Below are 19,620 nucleotides of genomic sequence, written 5' to 3'. Positions count from 1 at the left end.
TCTTTCCTAGAGATTTATGTGGCAGTGATGGGAGGCTCAGGGGTGAGTAATGCCAAGAGCGTTGCGACTAATTTTGCCGGTGCGCTTTGATGTATGTTGTGCCCAGCACCGAGAATGCAATGCACTAGGATAGGTGAGTGCAACTGCCACTCCTGTGCGAGGGTGTAAAACTTGCTATCTTGGCTACCGGCAAAGAAATGGCATTCGCAGGACAGCATGGCGGGTACATCCCACATGGGGGCTTGGCGTGCGAGTGATGTGGCTAAGTACATCTCCTTAAGTGCCTGTTTAGGATGTTTATCTAGCATATTGGCACGCATGGCTATGGTGTTTTCCCGGCAACTTTGGCTCATCTGCGCAAATACCGCCTGCTGATACCACAAATGTAAAAAGTCCCTGCTATTGAGCTTGAGTAAACGCTCTGCCCAAAGGGCATCATTTTTGGCTCGTGCGGTTTTTTCCTGCGGATCTTTAAGCCCCGGATGGCAGGATTCAAGCAGTAAACTCAGTAATCGCTGGGGATGGGCCTTCGCAAGGTGCAAAGCAATACGGCCACCGAGGGAATAGCCATAGAGATGGAACTGGCTAATGTTAAGTCTATCGAGCCTAGCGATAATATCTTGGACACAAAAACTAAAACCGTCCTCCATTTCTGGCGCGGGCAGGCTAGGTTGATTATCCCCATGGCCCAGCAGATCCAAGCACACACAATGGAAGTGCTGGCTGAGCTTAGGCATTAGCGGCAACCAATCGGCCTTAGTGCCTAAAAAGCCGTGGAGCAACACTAAGGTCGGCAGGGTTGTTTCACCGTAACGGGCTAAGGTTGGCATTAGCTTTGTTTCACCCACAGGTTGAGCGCAGCAATTTGGTCGCTGGCTTGGGTTTGACTCACACTGACTTCAATGATCGAAGCGCCTTGAAAATCCAGCGCTTCATTATAGCTATCCTGAAAATCCGCCAGATTATCCACTTGATTATAGGGAAGGTTAAACATCGCCGCCGCATAACCAAATTCTAAGCCGTGGCTTAAGCGGTAATAATCATTGCGCACTTGCTCGTTGGGTACCGGCAATAGGTTGAAAATATTGCCGCCATCATTATTGAGGATAACGATCACCAGCGGGCTGGTTAGGCTCTTGGCGATGGCCAGCGAATTAAGATCGTGTAATTGGGATAAATCACCAATGATCAAACTGGTTGGCTTGCCCTCGTGGGCGGCAATACCGCAGGCCGTCGCGAGTAGGCCATCTATACCAGAGGCACCGCGATTGGTAAAAGTAGTGGCAGTGCAACAGCTGATAGGCGCATACATATCATATAAGCGCACTGGCAGGCTGTTGCCGATAAAAAGCTGTTGCTCCAATGGGCGACTGTTGGCGATGGCGCGCACTACCTGGGCTTCACCAAATTCCCCTTGATCGATATTGCGGATAAATAAATTATGCAATTCATCGTTATAGGTGATTAACGTATTCGCCCAGTTTGCCGAGGAAGAGCGATACCAATTCAATGCGGCAAATTGCGCCACATTGGCGTGCCAAATATGTTTCGCATTGTGGCTCGGATCTAGCCTGTCCTGCTCGGGTAACACTTGCCAGTAACTGTGCCAATTTTGCTCGGCGAGGTAGCTAATCAAGCGCTTAGACAGCAAGCGGCCACCGAATACCAGCACGCGATCCGCTTCCTGCAATAAATTGCGCGCCTTAGGGTGCTGCAGCAATTGATCGATATTACCTATTACTGCAGGATGTTGTCGCAGTTGGGATTGTGCATCGGTTAGCAATGGCCAACCAATTTTTTGCGATAGGGCAATGAGTTGCTGCGGATCTTGCTCTGGAGTGAGCGTGCCCGCGATGATCACTCCTTTACCGTGGACAAAACGCATAATAGCATCATCACTCGGGCTACTGACTTGGCTGCACTTGCCATATTGAGTGTAAGGACGCGCCAGTTGTAGCCAAGTGTGTAATGGCCTGAGATAGGGCGAGTCAGCATCGAGAATGGTGGCATTTAGCTCACTCGGATACAAAGGTTCACGGTACATGCAGTTAAAGTGCACCGGGCGAGTTTGATTCGCGACGGCTTCATCCACAGTCGTTAATAGGGCCTGTGGCGCAATATGGGCATCCGGTGTGGGCAAATTCACTTGCTTGGCGTAATTGGCGAAAATACCCGGTTGGACTATGGCCTGATTTGCTCCGCAATCCAGTAATTCGGGCGGCCGATCGCCACTTAAGACGATTAAAGGCACATGGGTCAGCCAAGCTTCAACAATCGCGGGATACAGGTTTGCCACCGCAGTGCCAGAGGTGGTAATGATGGCGACTGGTGCACGGCTGGCCTTTGCCAGACCTAAAGCCATAAAGGCGAGTCCACGTTCATCGAAATGTAAATGGCGTTTAAGCTTGGTTTGGTTTGCCGCCGCTAGGGTTAACGGTGTTGAGCGCGAGCCGGGCGCCATGCAGACATGTTGCACCCCAAGCCGTGCCAGTTCCTCAAGAATAAGTGCGCCCCAAATAAGATTGAGAGTGGCGGTATTTTCGGTTCGCATAGCTAAATCTATCAGGATAAAGATGGGCTTAGTGTAACGCGTTTATGCCCTAAGATGTATGCCCGGCTTAACAAATCTCAGGCACATAGGATGGGAGGTGGAGCCTAAGCTAAGGCAGGGGATGCCTGTCACCTCGAGTGTAAAGGGTCGCGATAATCTAAGTTTTAGCTAGATGATGTTATCGACAATTTTCTTAATTTGCCCAGTTAACCACGCCAGATCATCATTGTTCTTGTTGGGCAGGTTCTTTTGGACGAGGAAAATAGTCGGCACCTCTGTGCTGGCGTATAAGCGTTCTGCCTCGAGTTGCGACAATTGGCAGGTGTGCAATTCAGGTATGTCACTCACCATTTCGTAGATAACCCTATAGGGCAATAGGGATATCGTTTGGCTTTCCCCTAGGTATTCAAACAAACTTGAAATACTGGTAATGGTAATTTCAGTATTGAGTTTTATGCCATTATTGATACAAAACTCTTGGTATGGGCTGAGATTGGTGCTCGGGTTGCCAAAATCGGTATTCACATAGGGATATTCAGCAATGGTCTCTAGGGTAATTTCCCGTTTAAAAATCGGGTGATTACGACTAGCGATAAGATAAACCTTATCCATTTGATGCAAAGTGGTCGTCTGCAGTTTATCGCCAAAGGCGGCAACGTCGGCGGTGCTCTTATTACAGCAGATACCTAAGGTAGTATCGCCATTGATAATGTCCTGGGTGGTATGCATTGACCAAGGGGTAATGTTGATATGCATCTGTTTTTGTTCTTCTTTAATCGCCTGCATCAGGGCTTTAGGGAAGGCATAGGCGATTAATCCCGGTGCGGCAATTTCAACATGGGTTTTTACATGGCTGGTATTAGCGGCGTGTGCTTTTTGAAATTTATCGGTGCACTGAATGGTCTCTTTGGCAATAGGATATAAATGAGTTGCAAACTCATTTGGGAATAAACCATATTTGCGCCGAATAAATAATTCATCACCAAAAACTTCTCGCAGATTTTTAAGGCTGCGACTTATTTTGGGGGCGGGGATATCAAGTGCCTTAGATACATAGGTTGCAGATTTGTTTTCATATAATGAAACAAGTATTTTCAAACTCAAAATATCGAGGCAATCCATGTTGCTAATATGCATTTTTTATATTCCTTAATATTGAATGAATACGTTAATTTGCAACTAAGTATAGTGCCAAATAATCAATGGAATGTGAATCACATCCCAAGTTTAGGATCTTATATTATTCTAGCCTATAATCGGGTGCGTAAATTCTATTTTTTATATTTAAAAAGTTATTTTTAAGGCAATTTGAAATTTCATTTTTTAATATTTAGCTATATGAATTTCATTCTTTTGATTAACTAATATCAATATGTGAATTTAAGATTTGCGTTAAGTAGTAATGTGTGGCATGTCTTAACTTGTTGTTTATGTTTAAATTGCTATTTGCAAGTGTGACATAAGTCAAAAAAACAAAAGTGATTACCGATAATACTGAAGTTGCTTTAAAGGAGATAACAAAAATATAAATTAGTTTTTGGAGGCGTATATGAATACTTCAGTCATTCTCAGCTATGCGTTTATGTACTTCGTACTATTCGTTGCTGTACCTTTCGTGTTTGTTATGTTTGTCATGACTTGCATTAAGTTTTTTAGAGCAGATCCTGATGAGGCACATCATGAAATGAAACTTAAACCAGTGTTATTTGATAAACAGAGTTTCAACTTTTTTAAATCACTAAAAACCGTAGTCGAAGGCAAATACGATGTTTGCTGTAATGTCCCATTAGACACTGTATTTGACATGGACCAGCATGATGCTGATTTAAACCATGAATGTAGACTCGACTATGTGTTGATCGACCATGACTCATCAGAAGTGAAAATGGTGATCAGTGATTTTGGTAAGGAGACCAACTCTCCACTGAAGAAACTGTTTAGCAAATTCAATATTGGCTTTATTGAAATGAATCAGCATAAACAGTGGGATCCTCAAAGTCTAAAGCAAGCGTTAGCCGTCTGAACGTGACCGTCGGGTTCGGAGGATTCCGAACCCTGACTCTCCCCTCTCTCTTCCCCCATAGACAAATGTGAGGACTTCCTATGTCTACAAGACAATGGCTGTGGTCGTTACGCTTAGGTCTTGCAGCATTACTATTGAGTTTTGCCGCAACGAGTGCTGAGCCAGCCAATCAAATCAACAGTGATGCTTGTATGAAGTGTCATAAGCGTAACGGTCAAATGTTAGGGCATCACGGCCAAGATGCGATGAAAATGACCTGTTCGAGCTGCCATGGAGAAAAGGGTGACCACCCTAAAAAACCGAATGACCTCGTGGTCTTTGGTGCGCAGGAGGGGTCAGAACTCTCTGTACAGCTTAGAGTATGTCAAAAATGTCATACCAAGAAAAAACTCAGTGATGCAGATTGGACACATAATGTACACGCTAAAAAGGTGCCCTGTGCTGCCTGCCATAAACTACATAGTCCAACTGAACCTATGGCCGATATGACGCCAAAAGTTCGCAGTGAGCTGTGCCGCAATTGCCATACAGGCCAGCAGGAGTAAGGTTATGGAAAATTCAAAAAGAAGATTTCTCAAAGGTACTTGTGCCTTACTCGCCGGCGCTTCTGGTGCAACACTGCTCGCCACAGTGAATGCCACCGGTGAAGTGAAGGCTGAGCCAAGTGTGAAATACGCACTCATCCACGATGAAACTAAGTGTATTGGTTGCCAAGCCTGTGAGGTGGCATGCCGAGAAACTAACCATGTGCCAGAGGGCGTTTCACGACTCAAGATAGAGCAAACCGGCCCCTATGGTGAATACCCTGATCAGTTTTACCATTTTAGCCGTACATCCTGCCAACACTGTGAAGATGCGCCCTGCGTCAATGTGTGCCCGACCGGTGCCGCCTTTATCGATAAGGAAACGGGGATTGTCTCGGTGGACTCATGGAAATGTGTGGGTTGCCAATATTGTATCGCGGCCTGCCCATACAAAGTTCGCTTTATCAATCCTGTTACCCATGCTGCGGATAAGTGCGACTTCTGCCGTGAGACCAATCTCGCCCAGGGTAAACAACCCGCCTGCGTAGCAGCCTGTCCGACAAAGGCATTAGTGTTCGGCAATCTAAAAGACCCGACCTCTGAGGTGGTGCAAGTGCTTAAGGCCAATCCGACCCAACGCGCTAAGGTTGATCTCGGCACTCGGCCTAAGTTATTCCGAATCGTGGCTAAATCAGGGGAGGTGGCAATATGAGCGCCCTACATTTTGATACCTTAGTCTGGCATTGGCCGATTGCGATTTACCTGTTTTTAGCAGGTGCATCCGCAGGTGCCATGTTCTTTGCGGTATTACTCAAACATTTTGTGCTTAAACATAATGCCTATCAGTCGGGCTTTGTGCAGGCAGCCTGTATTGTTGCTCCCGTGGCGGTGATGGCTGGGCTTGGCATTCTCGTGCTTGATTTGACTAAGCCATTCGATTTCTGGAAGATTTTGGTGTTTTATAATCCAACGTCTGTGATGTCGATGGGTGTGCTTATTCTACTTATTTACCAAGTGTTTATGTTTATGTGGATAGGCCTTATTTTCCGCAAACCTATCGATGCTTGGTGTGAGAATCGCTTCCCAATAGTGCTTAAGCTAACGGCGTTTTTAGCCCGCTTTGAGGCAACCATAACAGGCTTATTGGTGATCTTCTCCCTCGCGTTAGGGGCGTATACGGGATTCCTGTTATCGGCCCTTCCTGGTTACCCTATGTTGAAAAATCCTGTGTTGCCACTGCTGTTTTTGGCATCGGGACTGTCTTCGGGGGCGGCATCATCCCTACTGGGCGGTGTGCTACTCAATGGTAACCCCAACGCTAAGGAAGTCCACTTTATCCATAGAGTAGAAATCCCGCTGATTTTGGTAGAAATAGTGCTGATTTTCACCTTCTTTATGGGGCTAGTGCTATCCGGCGGTCAAAGTAAACTGGCGACCTTCAATGCCATAGGATATGGCTTCTGGGGCTGGATATTCTGGATAGGCATAGTGGGTCTTGGTTTGTCTGGGCCGCTTGCGATGAACTTGTTTATGACGGCAACCTCGAAGCGTAAATGGGCCTATGTGGCGGGAACTGCGTGCTTGAGTCTGATAGGTGTTTTACTTTTACGGAACTTTATCCTCTACACCGGCCAGATGACGGTCGCCTAAAAAAGAGGAAAAGTGTTTACAAGCAAATGAATACGAGTGTGTAGGATATCGGTGGATAGTGAAAAGCAGTGTCTAAGGAAACGCTGTGAGATAGCACTCCCAATAGCACTGGCTGAGTTATTGAGGGTTGATTATCTTGTCACTGTCCGCTGTAACAGGGAGGTCGCTGGGAAAGGAGGCCATATTTGACACTTAGGTATTTTGCCCTGCCTCCACAAGGGCCTCGCCACCTTTATTCCTTAGGGGTGGCGTTTCTTGTTATTACTCCCCCAAATTATTGATCCACTCGCTCATCACCACATGGGTTTTTATCTTGATGATATCCGTATGGGTATCGATATATTCACGGATCTCGTGCAAACGTCGCATCGAAGGCGCGTGTACATAGACGAGCAAATCCATCTCCCCAGAAATTCCACGGCAGGTGATCACCTCTGGAATGGCCTGAAATACGGGCACCACATCGGCGCAACGCGGGCATTGGTGCTGGATCTCAAAATAGGCCGACACTCCCTCTTTTTGAGATTCACTGAGTAATACTTGGTAGCCCCGTATCACCCCCGTTTGCTCCAGTTTTTTGATCCGCTCGGCAACTGCGCTGCGGGACAGATTGACTTGTTCGGCAATGCGCGACACGCTTTGGCGTGCATCTTGACGTAAGCTGTTAATAATCGCGGTATCGAACTTATCCAAGTTGGGCTCCTAGGGTGGCGAGGGCGTAGGCTAACATCTTAAAATCCATAGGGTTATAAAGTCAGAGTATTGGCTAATTCTGCGGAGTTTTTAAGCGTTGCCGTCAATATGACGGAAATATGCTAATTATCCGGCATTTTGCCTGTATTGAATGCCAAGAACACTGAAAATGACGGCAGATTGTGGGACAAAATTTCACTATACTGACGGCTCAAAAACCACAGAATATTAGCAGATGAATCCAAATAGCGGAACTATAGGTCGTTGGCAAGGTGCGGGCCTAATGGCCACCACTTTGCTGGGCACAGGGGTGTTTATTTTACCGCAGATGACTATCGAGAAGGCACACTCGGGTGCGCTTGTCGCATGGTTGTTGCTGACCTTAGCCATCATTCCCGTCGCCCTAGTGTTTGGGCGCTTAGCCAGTGTGTTTCCCCACGCCGCCGGGCCTGCCTACTTTGTCGAAAAAGCCTTTGGCCGCACCGCGGGTCGCACCATAGGCTTAATTTTTTTACTTGTGGTTCCTATGGGGGCTCCGGCCGCCATTTTGATGACATTTCAATTTGTTAATGCACTTATCCCCCTCGAAGGTTGGTCCCAGGTCGGTGCCGAAATTCTAGTGATACTAGGGCTGTTTCTGCTTAATCTACGTGGGATCCAAGTGTCGGCTAAGCTGCAGTTTGGGTTAACTCTCTGTATCGTTGCCGTGGTGGTAATATTGTTTGGCGCGAGCAGTTTCCAGCAGGGACTACTCACCTCAATTACCCGCCATGGCATGCCAGAAATGCCAACTGTGATGATTGCTGCGGGTATCGCTTTTTGGAGTTTTCTCGGTATAGAAGCCATGACACACCTTGCCGATGATTTTCGTCGTCCGCAGCAGGATATGATCCCCGCTATGATGATGGGCACAGTGTTAGTGGGGGTGATTTATGTCGCTTGTACATTACTACTCTTGCTCGTGCCGACCGAGAAGAGTGTCGCCATGATCGGCGTATTCGATGCGTTATTAGGGGGATACGGCGCCCAAGTGATAGGTGTTTTAGGTATTGCGAGTGGCCTGGCGACGGTCAACGTCTATGCGGCAAGTGCGGCACGCTTGGTCTGGAGCTTTAGCCGTGAAGGTATTTTACCCCGCTGTTTTGCCGTTAAAAATGCCCATGGAGTGCCGATCCGGGCCCTAGCGGCATTACTGAGTGTAATGGCGAGCGTGATAGTGCTGACCTATCTAACGGGACAGGAATTAGAGCATTTGATCGCTTGGAGCAATGGGGTTTTTGTGATCATCTATTTAATGGCGATGTTAGCCGCGGCAAAATTATTACCAAGGCAGAATTTGCCATTAGTTGTGCTGGGGTGTGGCTTTTGTTTAGCGCTGGGTATTGCCCTCGGTGCGAGTATGGCCTATGTGTTTGTGCTGATATTGCTGGTGGCCCCTTTCCTCTGGTGGCAGAAGAGCCATCTTAGCCGTAAACAAAGCTTAGTCATGCCCGAATAGATTGATCTATGAAGAACATAAATAGCCCAGTATTGCGGTTTATACTGGGCTTTTGGGTGGTTGCTCTGGCTGGTGCGATGCCGCTATTGCCTGATTGCGCATTTGGATTAGCTCGCTGTGTTTGAGGTACAACAAATCCGCAGTGCGACGAATAATTTGGTCTTCGTAGTGGGATAGCTGTCCATCGGCATAGGCCAGTTGCCACATGGCGAGTAAAAGTTTTTGTTTTTGCTCTAGGTTAAATTCGGTATTAATCGCATTAGTAAATTCAAACAATGATGTTGCATTGCCTTGCACACGCTTGGCTTCATCGATCAACGCCTTAGCATCTTGCTCTGACATCGAAAGTGTTTCGGTGAGCAGTTTTGGTAATAGCGCTGTCTCTTCAGGTGCCAAGGTCTCATCGGCAAACACCACTTCTAACAACATACTCGCCGCAGCTAGCTTCAGTTGATGTGCCTTGTCTTCGGGCGTTATCGCCTGAGTGTGTGATTGAATAAATCGTCTTAATTTCGCGATCATATTTGGCGGTTCTCATACTGAGGGAATATAAAGTAGAGTCGATTAGGCGGGGAAAGTTCACCCTAAACCTTGTATCGTTTAGGGTGAGTTAAGACTGAATTACAGCAGTGAATTTAAGCCTTTCATTAATAGATCTGAGGTGCCTTCAGCGCCATTGGTTTCAAGGTAGGACTTAGCAATATCGATCATCGGCATCGCCAGTTCTTTTGAAATGCCAAGTTTTTCAAAGGCATCTAATACCATGGCTCCGCCTTGTAATGATGAGCCCAGATCGCCCGCCTTAGATAACAGGCCTGATACGCCTGAGTTGCCATCCAGCTTAGGGGCGGCAGCCAAGAGACTATCGGCATTTGGAATACTGGCGGCTAATTTTGAGTAATCACTCGTGCCTAAGCTAGATTGGGCTAAGCCCAATAAACTGCCTAATCCCCCTTCCGCCTGGGTTTGATTTAAGCCTAACTGTGACATCACAGTGCCGACCAGCTCATTGGATTGAGTGGCTGTGCTGGTGGCTGCTGCCTGGGTTTTTGTTTGAGAACCAGTAAGATTATCTAACCATCCGGCACTCGTTGGCGCGGCTAAAATGCAACTGCTAAGCAGCAGTGAGAGGGTGAGAGTCTGTTTCATATGAGGGCGTCCTTTGGGGTTTTGCGCGCAATAAGGGAGACAGTTTAACGGGTTTGCCACTTTTGTTGCAGTAGTTTTCTGTGATTTAAGGGCCACACTAGTGATTTCTTCTGTGCATTGGTAAGGGATTTTGGGTATTCTTAGCGGCAATTCACAGTGTTAATTTATTTCAATTATTTTGGAAAGTCGCATGTCACTATCCGCAATTTTGACCGAAGCCTATAATTTTTTCCGTAATCACCTCGTGCAGCTTGCCATGCTGACGGTGCCCTTGCTGCTGATCCAAGTTGGGATCCAGTTATGGTTAGGCGTCGAGATGAGCAAAGTCGATCTGGAAAATCCGCAATTTGGCGCGCCGCATATGATAGCTATGATGCTGCTATTGCTGACGTTTTCAGTGCTAATTGCCGCCTTAACCCTATACCTCGAGCTGCGTTCCCAGGGCCATAATCCTTCGGCGGGCTTAGTGTTAAAGGCGAGTTTACCTTTTGTGCCACCGCTCTTGCTGGCTGGGGTATTTTCGGGGCTCGCAATTTTAGCGCCGGTAATGTTGTTCGCGGCCTTTGGCCCTATGTGGCTGGTGGGGTTAGTGATCAGCTTTTACCTCTTCGCCCGTTTAGCCTATGTGAACTTTATGGTCGTGGTCGAACGCTTAACGCCCCTAGAGGCCATTAAGGCGAGTTTTAGTTTTAGCGGCCCTATCGTACTGAAAACAATCGCATTACTGATGTTGTATTTACCGCTTTCTGTGATTGGTAGCCAACTCTCTGGGGTTGCAGCCTTAGGCGGTTTACCTGTGCAAATGTTGGCGGATACCTTCATGTCTTTCATTGGCTTATTCGTCAATTTGGCATTATTTCGCCTGTATATGGTGTCTAAAAAGCCCCTCGCAGAATGATACGGATCTAATACATCGGATTGAGGTAAACATGTATGGGGACTCAGGTTGTGATATTGGATAGTGAGTTTATCCAAGGTTTTTCGGCCCCTCTCCTAGATGATTACCTCAGTGCGAAAAATTATGTGCGGGATGTGCCAACTCAGTCACTGCTGCATATTCGTAGTTTTACCCATAAGCTCACCGAACTGCTTAGGCAGGGTAAGGAAGTTTCTTTTACCAGCCCAAATCTCTATGACCGCATAGAGCAGTTAAACCAAAAACGCCTTATCGATGTTAAAACGACCCGTGCTTTGCATCGCCTGCGCGCCGATGGCAACCGTGGTGCCCACCCTGAAAAATACCATCTTACCCAAGAGCAATTACTCGCCTTAGCCCAAAAAGCCATTAAGGACGTGTTGGCCTTGGTGGAGCACTTGTATCCTAAGGTGACTGGCCGTGAAGCGCCGGAGTATCGGTATGAGGTCAGTGATTCTGTCACCGTAAAAGAACTCTGCTACCGCGCTGTGATGGAGGATGATCCCAAGGCGCAGTATCTTGTGGGGATTTCTTTTAAAACTAAAGCATTAATGCTTAAGGAACAAGAGCTTGCCCTCGTCGAACAGTACTATGGTACTGAAAACGATGACTCAGCTGTGAAGGACGTTGCCCAAAAAGCCAGTGATACCTTTGCAAAGGCTGCCTATTGGTTTGCCCTTGCTGCCCCAACACATATGGAAGCCCTCTATGAGCATGGGGTGAGTTTAATCCATGGCTATCAGGGTGAAGCCGATACGATTAAAGGTGAAGCTGCGATAGCCGCAGCGGCCGCAGCGGGTGTCGTCAATGCGATGGCATTGCTTGGCTATTTTTATCTGGTCGGCAGTGAGTCATTTAAGCCAGATTTGGCCCAAGCGAAACACTTTTTACAGCTGGCGGCGGATGGCGAACAAACCGAGGCGATGGCCAATTTAGGCGTGCTGCATTATCAGCAAAATGATCTTGCCCAAGCCTATCATTTTATTAGTAAAGCGGCGCAGGCAGGTTACCCCCATGCCCAATACCATTTAGCGCTTATGCTGGCCAATGGTGAGGGATGTCAACGGGATCCTATCGCCAGTGAGCATTGGATGGCCGAGGCCGCCGAGCAGGGACAATTGGATGCTATGTTCTCCCGCGCCCAGCATATGCTCCACGATGATAACGCTTTCGATAGCGATCTTACCCAAGCGGAGCATTATTTACGTGAGGTGATCAAATATGGTCACAGTGTGCCCGCGATGATTGAGCTGAGCATGGCCCTCGCCGATGGTATTTTAGGTCGTATAGATGTGGTGGGTGCGGCAGCCTTGCTCAATTTGGCTCGGCGCCATGCCAATCAAAAAGAGGCGGATATTATCCAGCCTCTGTGGCAATCATTGGCATTGCAGATTGATAAAGTACTCGACGTGACGCGTGATAGCGCAGAGATCCACAGCCTGAAACGCGCCAAGGACCTGCTTACCCTCACTTAATGCTAGCACTTAGCACTTAGCACTTAGCACTTAGCACTTAGCACTTAGCACTTAGCACTAGCGCTTAACGCTCATCCTCTTGATGCTCAAAAGTGCGACCCCGATAATGCGCGGCATGGGGTTCACGCACTAACTGTATCGAATCATCATGTTGTGTTCCTGCCGTTTGGGCTGCCCTTGCTTGGGCTGCTCGATTCAATTGGGCTAAGTGGCGCGCCACATAAATGCGGCTAAACAACACTATACAGCCTAGGGTAATAGCCCCAAATAACAGTACAAATGGCAATAAAAACAGTGATAAGCAAATAAGGCTGACACTGACAGCCATGGCTAACCAGGCCCGTGGGCCAGAAATTCGGGTTTGCAGTGGGCTCTGTTGGAACTGTTGATAAATCATAAGAACTCCTTATTAAGGGCGGTTTGATGTTTCAGCTACGACAGCGACTGTATGTTGAATGTCGCTCTATAAGTGTCCGTCAAGCGGCGCTAGTATCAGCGTGAAACGTCAACACGACCCAAGCAATGGAAAATCAGTGTGCAATAAATAAACGGATTCGGTCACGTTAATATTGGTTAATTTACGTTCTTTTACATCAATCGAGACTTTTTGTTGTGATAGCAGTATGAATGTAAATTTAAGGTGATCTCTGTGTTTATCTTGCGAGTTTGTAAGTTAATATTCTGTTTTTGTGTAATTATTTATTATCTTGGTTATCGGCATTGCTTTGTTTGTTATATAAAATGTGCGAAAATTTGACCAATTTTTTGATGGGTTTTCGTTAGTAATGTAAGTTTATTACCATTAACTGCCGAGGCTCAGCAATCTATACCACCATCCTTGATTTTGTGCTTTGTTAACAATAGACGCCCATATGAATTCATACTCGCTTAAACAAAAGATCCTGATTTCAGTCGTGATAGCCCTTTCACTCGTGATTGGTTTGTTGTCATGGCAAAGCTACTCCAGCCAAAAAGCGTTATTGCTGCAAAACAGCTTAGAGCAAGTTCAGCGTCTAGGGGATCAACAGGCACAGCGTATTCAGGATTGGTTAGCCGGACGTCAGGACATAGTCGAAGCGCTGGCCAACAAAATCGAAGGCGATAGCTTGAGCGCATTACAACAGGCGCAGGCTTCTGGGCGTTTTCAACTGACCTATTATGGTATGCAAACCGGGCAAATGTTGGATTCGGATCCGAGCATTGATCGCACGGGTTATGATCCACGAACCCGCCCTTGGTACAAACAGGCCATGAATGAAGGCAGCCTTATCCTCACTAAGCCCTATATGGATGTGGCCTATAACATCTTAGTCGTCACTATGGCTAAGGCGACTTCGCAGGGGGTTGTCGGTGGTGATTTATCGATAGCAAGCCTAGTGGAAAGCGTGAATCGCATGACGCTCCCCGCTAACGGTTACGCCATTATGATGCACAAAGATGGCACAGTTATCGCTTATAAAGATCATGCTAAGTCAATGAGATCTATAGGCGAAATAGATAATGAGCTCAATCGAAGCTTGCCAGAACAGAGCCGTAGGACGGGCGCATTGTTGCCTATGTATTTTGAGAATGAAGGCCGCGACAAGCTCGTCTGGAGTGTCGATATTCCCAATACGGATTGGGAATTGGTCCTAGTGCTCGATAGGGAAACCCTTGAAGCGCCACTGACTAACCTGCTACTCACCCAACTTGGGCTCTCGGCACTGGTGTTGTTGCTGAGTGTATTAGCCATTTCCTGGTTAGTGGGTATGTTACTCGGACCATTGAGCCGAGTATCACAAGCCCTCGCCCGTATTGCCGATGGTAACGGTGATTTAACGCAACGCATTGAAATTGATAGCCAAGATGAGGTGGGTGTGCTGGCCGACAGCTTTAATCGGTTTGTGGGCAGTCAGCATCAACTGATCAGCCATATTCGTCATTTAGCCGCCGAGTTAGATGCCGATGCCGAGCGCAGCCTAGCGACGACACAAACATCGGTTGCCGAGTTGCAACGCCAGCAACAGGAAGTGGCTATGGTCGCTACGGCGGTAACGGAAATGGCGAGTGCCACCAATGAAATTGCCGCCAATGCCGAAAACACGGCGACGGCGGCGCAGCAATCCGCCGCGAGCAGCTTACAGGGGAAAGAGTTAGTCAATAAGACCCGTAGCTCTATTAATTCCCTTGCGGATGAGGTCGCTCAAGCGACGGATGTGATTGAAGATTTAAGCCGTCACGCCCAGTCTATTTCCAGCATTTTAGCGACTATTCAAGGGATTGCCGAACAGACAAACCTGTTAGCTCTCAATGCCGCAATTGAAGCTGCCCGTGCGGGTGAGCAAGGGCGTGGTTTTGCGGTGGTGGCCGATGAGGTGCGGGTATTGTCGCGCCGTACTCAAGATTCGACCCAAGAAGTGCATACCACAATTGAAACCCTGCAACGCACGACCGCCAGAGCTGTCAGTCTGATGGAAAGCAGCCAAGCGTTAGCGGGTCACAGCGTTGAAGATGCCAACGCCGCGGCGAAGGCATTAGAAGAAATTACCCAAGCGGTGAATGTGATTTCCGATATGGCGGGCCAAATAGCCACAGCCGCAGAAGAACAAACACAGGTCACCGGGGAGATCACGCAAAATACCGTAGCGATTAAAGATGTGACCGATGAGATCACTGAGTCTGCCATGGCGGATTTAGCCCAGGCGAGGGGGCTAAAAGAGCGTGCCAATGATCTGAATGCCCAAGTGGCGACCTTTATTCTATAGGATTTTTGAGTCGTGTTAGCCCGGCAAAGCTTTGCTTTGCTGGGCTTTTTTATGCTTACACTTTTTATGTCCACACTTTTTTATGCTTACACTTAAGCCTAGATTTAAGCCATTTCACTGGGGTGAAAAAGTGTAGACACACTCTGGCAAATGGTTTCTCTAATCCACTTATGGCCTTGGTCTTCATCATTACGTTGGTGCCATAACAACACATAGGCCATAGGCATAAACTCGAAGGGTAAGGGCAGTAGCTTGAGTGGATAAAGCTGACAGGCGTGGCGTGCAAAACTCGAGGGTAAGGTAAAAATCAAATCGCTGTGGGCGCACACACTGGCCGCGCCGTAAAAGTCGGGCACTGTGGTGCTGATTTTGCGCCTGTGGCCAAGGTCGGCGAGAAAGTAATCCAAGGCCCACCAATCGCTGCCCTCACAACGTACTTGTACATGGGCCATATCGAGGTAAAGGGGGAGGTTCCATTGGGCTGAGGTGAATGCGGCCATCAGCGGATGATCTTCACGCACTAAACACACTTGTTCGTCGGTGAATAATGTCTGGCAGGCAAGGCCTTCGGGCAATTTGTCCATCCGTGGATCGGCAAGCGGGTGTAAGTCTCTGCCGGAAATACCAAAGTCAATTTGCCCTTGTTGTAAATCCTGCATGGATTTCTCAGTCCAAACATAGGAATCCAACTTAATGTTGGGTGCACTACTGAGTAATGGCCCAATAAAGTAGGGGATTAAGGTCTCATAGGCGCTTTCCACCATAGCAAAAGAAAACTGTCGATTGCTGCTGGCAGGGTTAAAAGTGGGCGGCTGGGTTAATTGATACAGATCCTGCAAAATATTAGGCAGTTTTTGCCCCAGATTAAGGGCGTGCGCCGTGGGTTTTAAGCCGTGCGCCGTGCGTTGGAAAAGGGGATCATCTAAGGTTTCCCGTAAGCGATTCAAACTCTTACTCAAAGCAGACTGGCTGATATGTAAGCGGCTGGCCGCGCGAGTCACGCTTTGCTCTTCGAGCAGCACTTTCAGTATGACCAGCAAGTTTAGATCGATTCTGGCTAAGTTATCGAGATTCATAGATATTCCTCAGGGGAAATTCACTTTGGAAATTATACCATTTCTATTCATACCTTGAGTTATTTAAAATAGCGCCCACTGAAATAGCCTTCCTGTTTAACTGAGAATATTTATGCGGCGCAATCTGTTACCTATCCTGATGTCTATGGTGCTGTTAAGTCCATTAGCCATTGATATCTACTTACCTTCTATGCCAACCATGGCGACAGAATTTGCCGTATCAGCCAGTGAAGTACAGTCAACGCTAGTATTGTTTTTATTTGCTATGGGTTTAGGCCAAGTGCTGATTGGCCCTCTGGCGGACCGTTACGGACGCCGTCCCGTCGCCCTGTTTGGGGTGTTACTCTACGGTACAAGTAGCTTATTGGCCGCCGCTGCCATTGAATTTCATTGGTTGCAAATTGCCCGTGTGCTGCAAGGTCTAGCGGCCTGCTCCACTTCGATAGTGGTATTTAGCGCGGTGCGTGACTGTTATTCTCAAAAGGAAGGCGCCAAGATTTACAGTTACTTAAATGGTGCCATCTGCGTGATCCCCGCACTTGCCCCTACCTTAGGTGGACTATTAGCCATGCAATTTGGCTGGCGCTCAACCTTCGTCTTTATGACCCTTTACGCCATTTTAATGATGTTAGTCGTTGGTTATCGCCTACCCGAGACTCGCCCTGCTAATACAGTGACGACTGGGCCTTTGTATCGCTGGGGGCGCTATAAGCCAGTGCTGAGTAACACGCATTTTCTGTTTTATGCCTTTGCCTGTATGTCAGCTATGGCGGCGATTTTAAGCTATGTGTCCTACTCACCCGTGTGGCTGATTGGCCATTTAGGGGTGTCTGAGCTGGCATTTAGTGGCCTGTTTGGTCTGAACGCTGTCGTCAATATTGTGGCCTGTTTTGCGGCGCCCGTGGTGATCCGTAAGTTAGGTAATCGCCCAACCGCGATCCTCGCATTATGGTTATTGGTGCTCTCGGCGGCATTGATTATTGCCGCTCAGCTGCTTGGCCCTAGTACTGGCATGGCTGCCGCCTTTGCCTTTATGTTGCCTATGATGTTGTTATGTATTGGTTTTGCATTCTTACTCGGCCCCGCGACTAGCATGGCATTGTCGGCTTTCGGTGAGCGTGCGGGCACTGCTGCGGCCATGTTAGGTTTTATTCAGATGAGTGGCGCTTCTATTCTCGCAGGACTGGTACAACAGACGGATTTAACTGCGCCCTATGCGGTGGCGTTAGTGATGGGGGTTTTCTCTATTGGATTGCTTTCCATGATGGCGTTAAGCCGATTCGATCACTGGCATCAAGAACAGTTAGCCGCGGAGCATTAGTCGTTCGGCTAATCCTACAGGGCTAACTGTACATCACCTAACTGCTTAATCGTAGACACCCTTTGCCCGTAGCTTATTTGACCTTAGCTACGGGCATTTTTTTAGAAGCGTCCGTTGATGCCTAGGGCTATGAAGACATCATCTGCATCTGAATCAATGAATTTTGAGATACTTGTCTGAGCGGAGATAAAATCAGTAATACGCCAGTAATAAGAAGTATAAATGGTTGAGGGATCATCCTCATCTTGGATTGTATGACTTGCTCCCACGGCCCAAGATTTGTTGATAAACCAACGTGCGCCGAGGTTCAAAGATGTGTCATTACTCGTATAATGGTAATCGCTGCCAAAGTCGAAAGTTGATGAACTCTCACGGTTCGAATAGCCTAAGTCTGCGTACAGGTCAACGCCTGCTGTTGATTCTAATGGAATAAAACTACGAATACCAAGGCCCACAGTGTCGACGTCAATTTCACCTTTATAATATGTCCCATAGGCAAGATCAGTATTATCAGTAGAATATTTCAGGTAAACGGCCGAATTGGCGTTAAAGTAATAACCGAGTTTGGCACCGTAGTTATTTGTCTCCTGATAATCACTATCCATCATTCCATAACTTAGCCCAATAAACCATTTTGAATCAAAAACATACTCTCCATTAATGAGATAGAAATCGGAATGTTCACTAACGTTATAACCAACACTGATATTAGATGATTGCGCTAAAAAACCACTGAGTGCATAGGGCGCTGAATCTTGGCTAACTGGGGTGAAGTAATAGCGATAATCCGCATTCCATGTGCCCTCACTGAATTCGTCGGTTGAGGCAGAATATGTGATACCAGCATCATGTTGATATGGACTATCTGTGGCGGCGAAGGCGCTTGAACTGGTAAGTGCGAATAAGAGGGCGATATGAAGTCGATTAACGAGCATTGCTGTTCCTTTAGTAATGTTGACTGAAACTAACCCTCATAGTCATTAAAACGGCTCATCGCTCTTATGGGTTATTTATATCAGTCGTTGCGTCCTAGAACGTGAAAGATACACTTTGTTAACAAAATGTCAATAATGCTTTTGATTCAACGGGTAAAGGGAACATTATTCAGTTCATTGCAAGCTGCTATACTGCTTCTTAAATGTTTTATTGAGAAGCCGCCTTGACCCGCCACTATTGCTCCACTTGCCGTTATCCACTCAATACTTGCCTGTGCGCCCATGTGCAACCTATCTATCCACAGACTCAACTTTTGATATTGCAGCATCCCTCTGAGGTGGAACATAAAAAGAATAGCGTTAGGGTATTAAGCCTAGTGATACCCAATACACGGGTTTATGTTGGTGAAACACATGACGATTTTGCCGTATTGCGAAGTGAACTGGCTCTATGTGATAAGCCGATTTACCTTGTTTACCCCTCGCCGCAGAGTGTGAGCGTTGAAACTCAAGTGATTCCCGCCGATTGTGTGTTGTTATTAATCGATGGTACCTGGCGTAAGGCATTTAAAATATTGCAGTTAAACCCTTGGTTGGCTCAATATCCGGCGGTGCATTTAGCCGAGGGCTATGAGTCGCGCTATCGGATCCGCAAATCGAGTCGCAGCGATAGTCTATCTACCCTAGAGGCGAGTGCTTATATGCTTAGTGCCTTGGATGCAGAACTCGACATTCGACCCCTGATTGAGGTGTTTGAGTTGATGGTGGATTTACGGATTAAGGCAATGCCGCCCGATGTGCAACTGCGCTACCTAAAATCAACATAGGCAAGTGGTTTTCACGCCTCACATTTTTGGCATTCCATGCGAATTAAAATAGTTAAAATCTTATTCAGATCACGCTAACTTAGGACAAAACACGGTTTAATAGTTGCGATTCATTTGCAGTGCAAATGATGAGATAGCTTTGCCAGCCAATTGCTTTGCAGGGGAGTAATTCCATATTTTATGGTGTGCTGGCAAGGCTATCGAGACTATGTGTTAGTCTATGTATTAGTTGACGTAT

At 47.2% G+C, this 19,620-nt stretch carries 19 protein-coding genes; 10 read left to right on the top strand and 9 right to left on the bottom strand.

Annotated features, from left to right (window positions below; all coding sequences use genetic code 11):
• Nucleotides 1-14: 14 nt before the first annotated feature.
• From menH to JFT56_RS18640, 3 genes are all read right to left on the bottom strand, one after another.
• On the bottom strand, nucleotides 15-830 hold the full coding sequence (gene menH / locus JFT56_RS18650) for a 2-succinyl-6-hydroxy-2,4-cyclohexadiene-1-carboxylate synthase (RefSeq protein WP_198781453.1): 816 nt from the start codon (nucleotides 828-830) through the stop codon (nucleotides 15-17).
• Nucleotides 830-2,551 carry a 2-succinyl-5-enolpyruvyl-6-hydroxy-3-cyclohexene-1-carboxylic-acid synthase gene (gene menD / locus JFT56_RS18645; RefSeq protein WP_198781452.1) on the bottom strand — a complete coding sequence of 574 codons (1,722 nt, stop codon included), beginning with the start codon at nucleotides 2,549-2,551 and terminating at the stop codon, nucleotides 830-832. Before menD ends, menH begins: the two co-directional genes overlap by 1 nt.
• A 168-nt stretch (nucleotides 2,552-2,719) precedes the next feature.
• Nucleotides 2,720-3,688: a LysR family transcriptional regulator gene (locus tag JFT56_RS18640; RefSeq protein ID WP_198781451.1), complete on the bottom strand. Its 969-nt coding sequence runs from the start codon at nucleotides 3,686-3,688 to the stop codon at nucleotides 2,720-2,722.
• A 412-nt stretch (nucleotides 3,689-4,100) separates the two neighbouring features.
• Here JFT56_RS18640 and JFT56_RS18635 point away from each other — a divergent pair, with 412 nt between their 5' ends.
• From JFT56_RS18635 to nrfD, 4 genes are all read left to right on the top strand, one after another.
• Nucleotides 4,101-4,574: a hypothetical protein gene (locus JFT56_RS18635; RefSeq protein WP_198781450.1), complete on the top strand. Its 474-nt coding sequence runs from the start codon at nucleotides 4,101-4,103 to the stop codon at nucleotides 4,572-4,574.
• Nucleotides 4,575-4,654: 80 nt separating this feature from the next.
• Nucleotides 4,655-5,119: a cytochrome c3 family protein gene (locus JFT56_RS18630; RefSeq protein WP_198781449.1), complete on the top strand. Its 465-nt coding sequence runs from the start codon at nucleotides 4,655-4,657 to the stop codon at nucleotides 5,117-5,119.
• Nucleotides 5,120-5,123: 4 nt separating this feature from the next.
• Nucleotides 5,124-5,810 carry a 4Fe-4S dicluster domain-containing protein gene (locus tag JFT56_RS18625; RefSeq protein ID WP_198781448.1) on the top strand — a complete coding sequence of 229 codons (687 nt, stop codon included), beginning with the start codon at nucleotides 5,124-5,126 and terminating at the stop codon, nucleotides 5,808-5,810.
• Entirely contained in the window at nucleotides 5,807-6,748 is a 942-nt protein-coding gene (gene nrfD, locus JFT56_RS18620; RefSeq protein ID WP_198781447.1) for a cytochrome c nitrite reductase subunit NrfD, read from the top strand. The genes JFT56_RS18625 and nrfD overlap by 4 nt, the downstream gene beginning before the upstream one ends.
• A 261-nt stretch (nucleotides 6,749-7,009) precedes the next feature.
• Here nrfD and JFT56_RS18615 read toward each other — a convergent pair whose 3' ends face one another.
• Complete coding sequence (locus JFT56_RS18615; RefSeq protein ID WP_198781446.1) at nucleotides 7,010-7,441, bottom strand: Lrp/AsnC family transcriptional regulator; 432 nt, start codon at nucleotides 7,439-7,441, stop codon at nucleotides 7,010-7,012.
• Nucleotides 7,442-7,676: 235 nt separating this feature from the next.
• Between JFT56_RS18615 and yjeH the strand changes: the two genes are divergently transcribed.
• Entirely contained in the window at nucleotides 7,677-8,939 is a 1,263-nt protein-coding gene (gene yjeH, locus JFT56_RS18610; RefSeq protein WP_198781445.1) for an L-methionine/branched-chain amino acid transporter, read from the top strand.
• Nucleotides 8,940-8,978: 39 nt separating this feature from the next.
• On the opposite strand, the gene JFT56_RS18605 is transcribed toward yjeH, so the two are convergent.
• Nucleotides 8,979-9,461 (bottom strand): TerB family tellurite resistance protein, encoded by a 483-nt coding sequence (locus tag JFT56_RS18605; protein WP_198781444.1) that lies wholly within the window; start codon nucleotides 9,459-9,461, stop codon nucleotides 8,979-8,981.
• Between the two features lie 99 nt (nucleotides 9,462-9,560).
• Complete coding sequence (locus JFT56_RS18600; RefSeq protein ID WP_198781443.1) at nucleotides 9,561-10,088, bottom strand: DUF2780 domain-containing protein; 528 nt, start codon at nucleotides 10,086-10,088, stop codon at nucleotides 9,561-9,563.
• Between the two features lie 190 nt (nucleotides 10,089-10,278).
• Between JFT56_RS18600 and JFT56_RS18595 the strand changes: the two genes are divergently transcribed.
• A complete protein-coding gene (locus tag JFT56_RS18595) occupies nucleotides 10,279-10,986 on the top strand; it encodes a hypothetical protein (protein WP_198781442.1) in 708 nt (235 codons plus the stop codon).
• A 35-nt stretch (nucleotides 10,987-11,021) separates the two neighbouring features.
• Nucleotides 11,022-12,479: a DUF4145 domain-containing protein gene (locus JFT56_RS18590; protein WP_198781441.1), complete on the top strand. Its 1,458-nt coding sequence runs from the start codon at nucleotides 11,022-11,024 to the stop codon at nucleotides 12,477-12,479.
• 64 nt (nucleotides 12,480-12,543) lie between these two features.
• On the opposite strand, the gene JFT56_RS18585 is transcribed toward JFT56_RS18590, so the two are convergent.
• Nucleotides 12,544-12,876 (bottom strand): hypothetical protein, encoded by a 333-nt coding sequence (locus JFT56_RS18585; protein WP_198781440.1) that lies wholly within the window; start codon nucleotides 12,874-12,876, stop codon nucleotides 12,544-12,546.
• 475 nt (nucleotides 12,877-13,351) lie between these two features.
• On the opposite strand from JFT56_RS18585, the gene JFT56_RS18580 reads away from it, so the two are divergent.
• Nucleotides 13,352-15,223: a methyl-accepting chemotaxis protein gene (locus JFT56_RS18580; RefSeq protein ID WP_198781439.1), complete on the top strand. Its 1,872-nt coding sequence runs from the start codon at nucleotides 13,352-13,354 to the stop codon at nucleotides 15,221-15,223.
• 104 nt (nucleotides 15,224-15,327) lie between these two features.
• Here JFT56_RS18580 and JFT56_RS18575 read toward each other — a convergent pair whose 3' ends face one another.
• Nucleotides 15,328-16,299, bottom strand: a complete 972-nt coding sequence (locus JFT56_RS18575; protein ID WP_198781438.1) for a LysR family transcriptional regulator — start codon at nucleotides 16,297-16,299, stop codon at nucleotides 15,328-15,330.
• A gap of 112 nt (nucleotides 16,300-16,411) precedes the next feature.
• Here JFT56_RS18575 and JFT56_RS18570 point away from each other — a divergent pair, with 112 nt between their 5' ends.
• On the top strand, nucleotides 16,412-17,620 hold the full coding sequence (locus JFT56_RS18570) for a multidrug effflux MFS transporter (protein ID WP_198781437.1): 1,209 nt from the start codon (nucleotides 16,412-16,414) through the stop codon (nucleotides 17,618-17,620).
• A gap of 101 nt (nucleotides 17,621-17,721) precedes the next feature.
• Here JFT56_RS18570 and JFT56_RS18565 read toward each other — a convergent pair whose 3' ends face one another.
• The gene (locus JFT56_RS18565) at nucleotides 17,722-18,555 is read right to left on the bottom strand and encodes a putative porin (protein ID WP_198781436.1); all 834 of its coding nucleotides are present in this window, start codon (nucleotides 18,553-18,555) and stop codon (nucleotides 17,722-17,724) included.
• Nucleotides 18,556-18,779: 224 nt separating this feature from the next.
• Here JFT56_RS18565 and JFT56_RS18560 point away from each other — a divergent pair, with 224 nt between their 5' ends.
• The gene (locus JFT56_RS18560; RefSeq protein ID WP_198781435.1) at nucleotides 18,780-19,382 is read left to right on the top strand and encodes a tRNA-uridine aminocarboxypropyltransferase; all 603 of its coding nucleotides are present in this window, start codon (nucleotides 18,780-18,782) and stop codon (nucleotides 19,380-19,382) included.
• The last annotated feature ends 238 nt before the right edge of the window (nucleotides 19,383-19,620 follow it).

It is taken from the genome of Shewanella putrefaciens, from assembly GCF_016406305.1.
GTDB lineage: Bacteria > Pseudomonadota > Gammaproteobacteria > Enterobacterales > Shewanellaceae > Shewanella > Shewanella putrefaciens_C.
The sequence above is the reverse complement of the archived record's forward strand: the minus strand, read 5'-3'. Positions and strand labels throughout refer to the sequence as shown.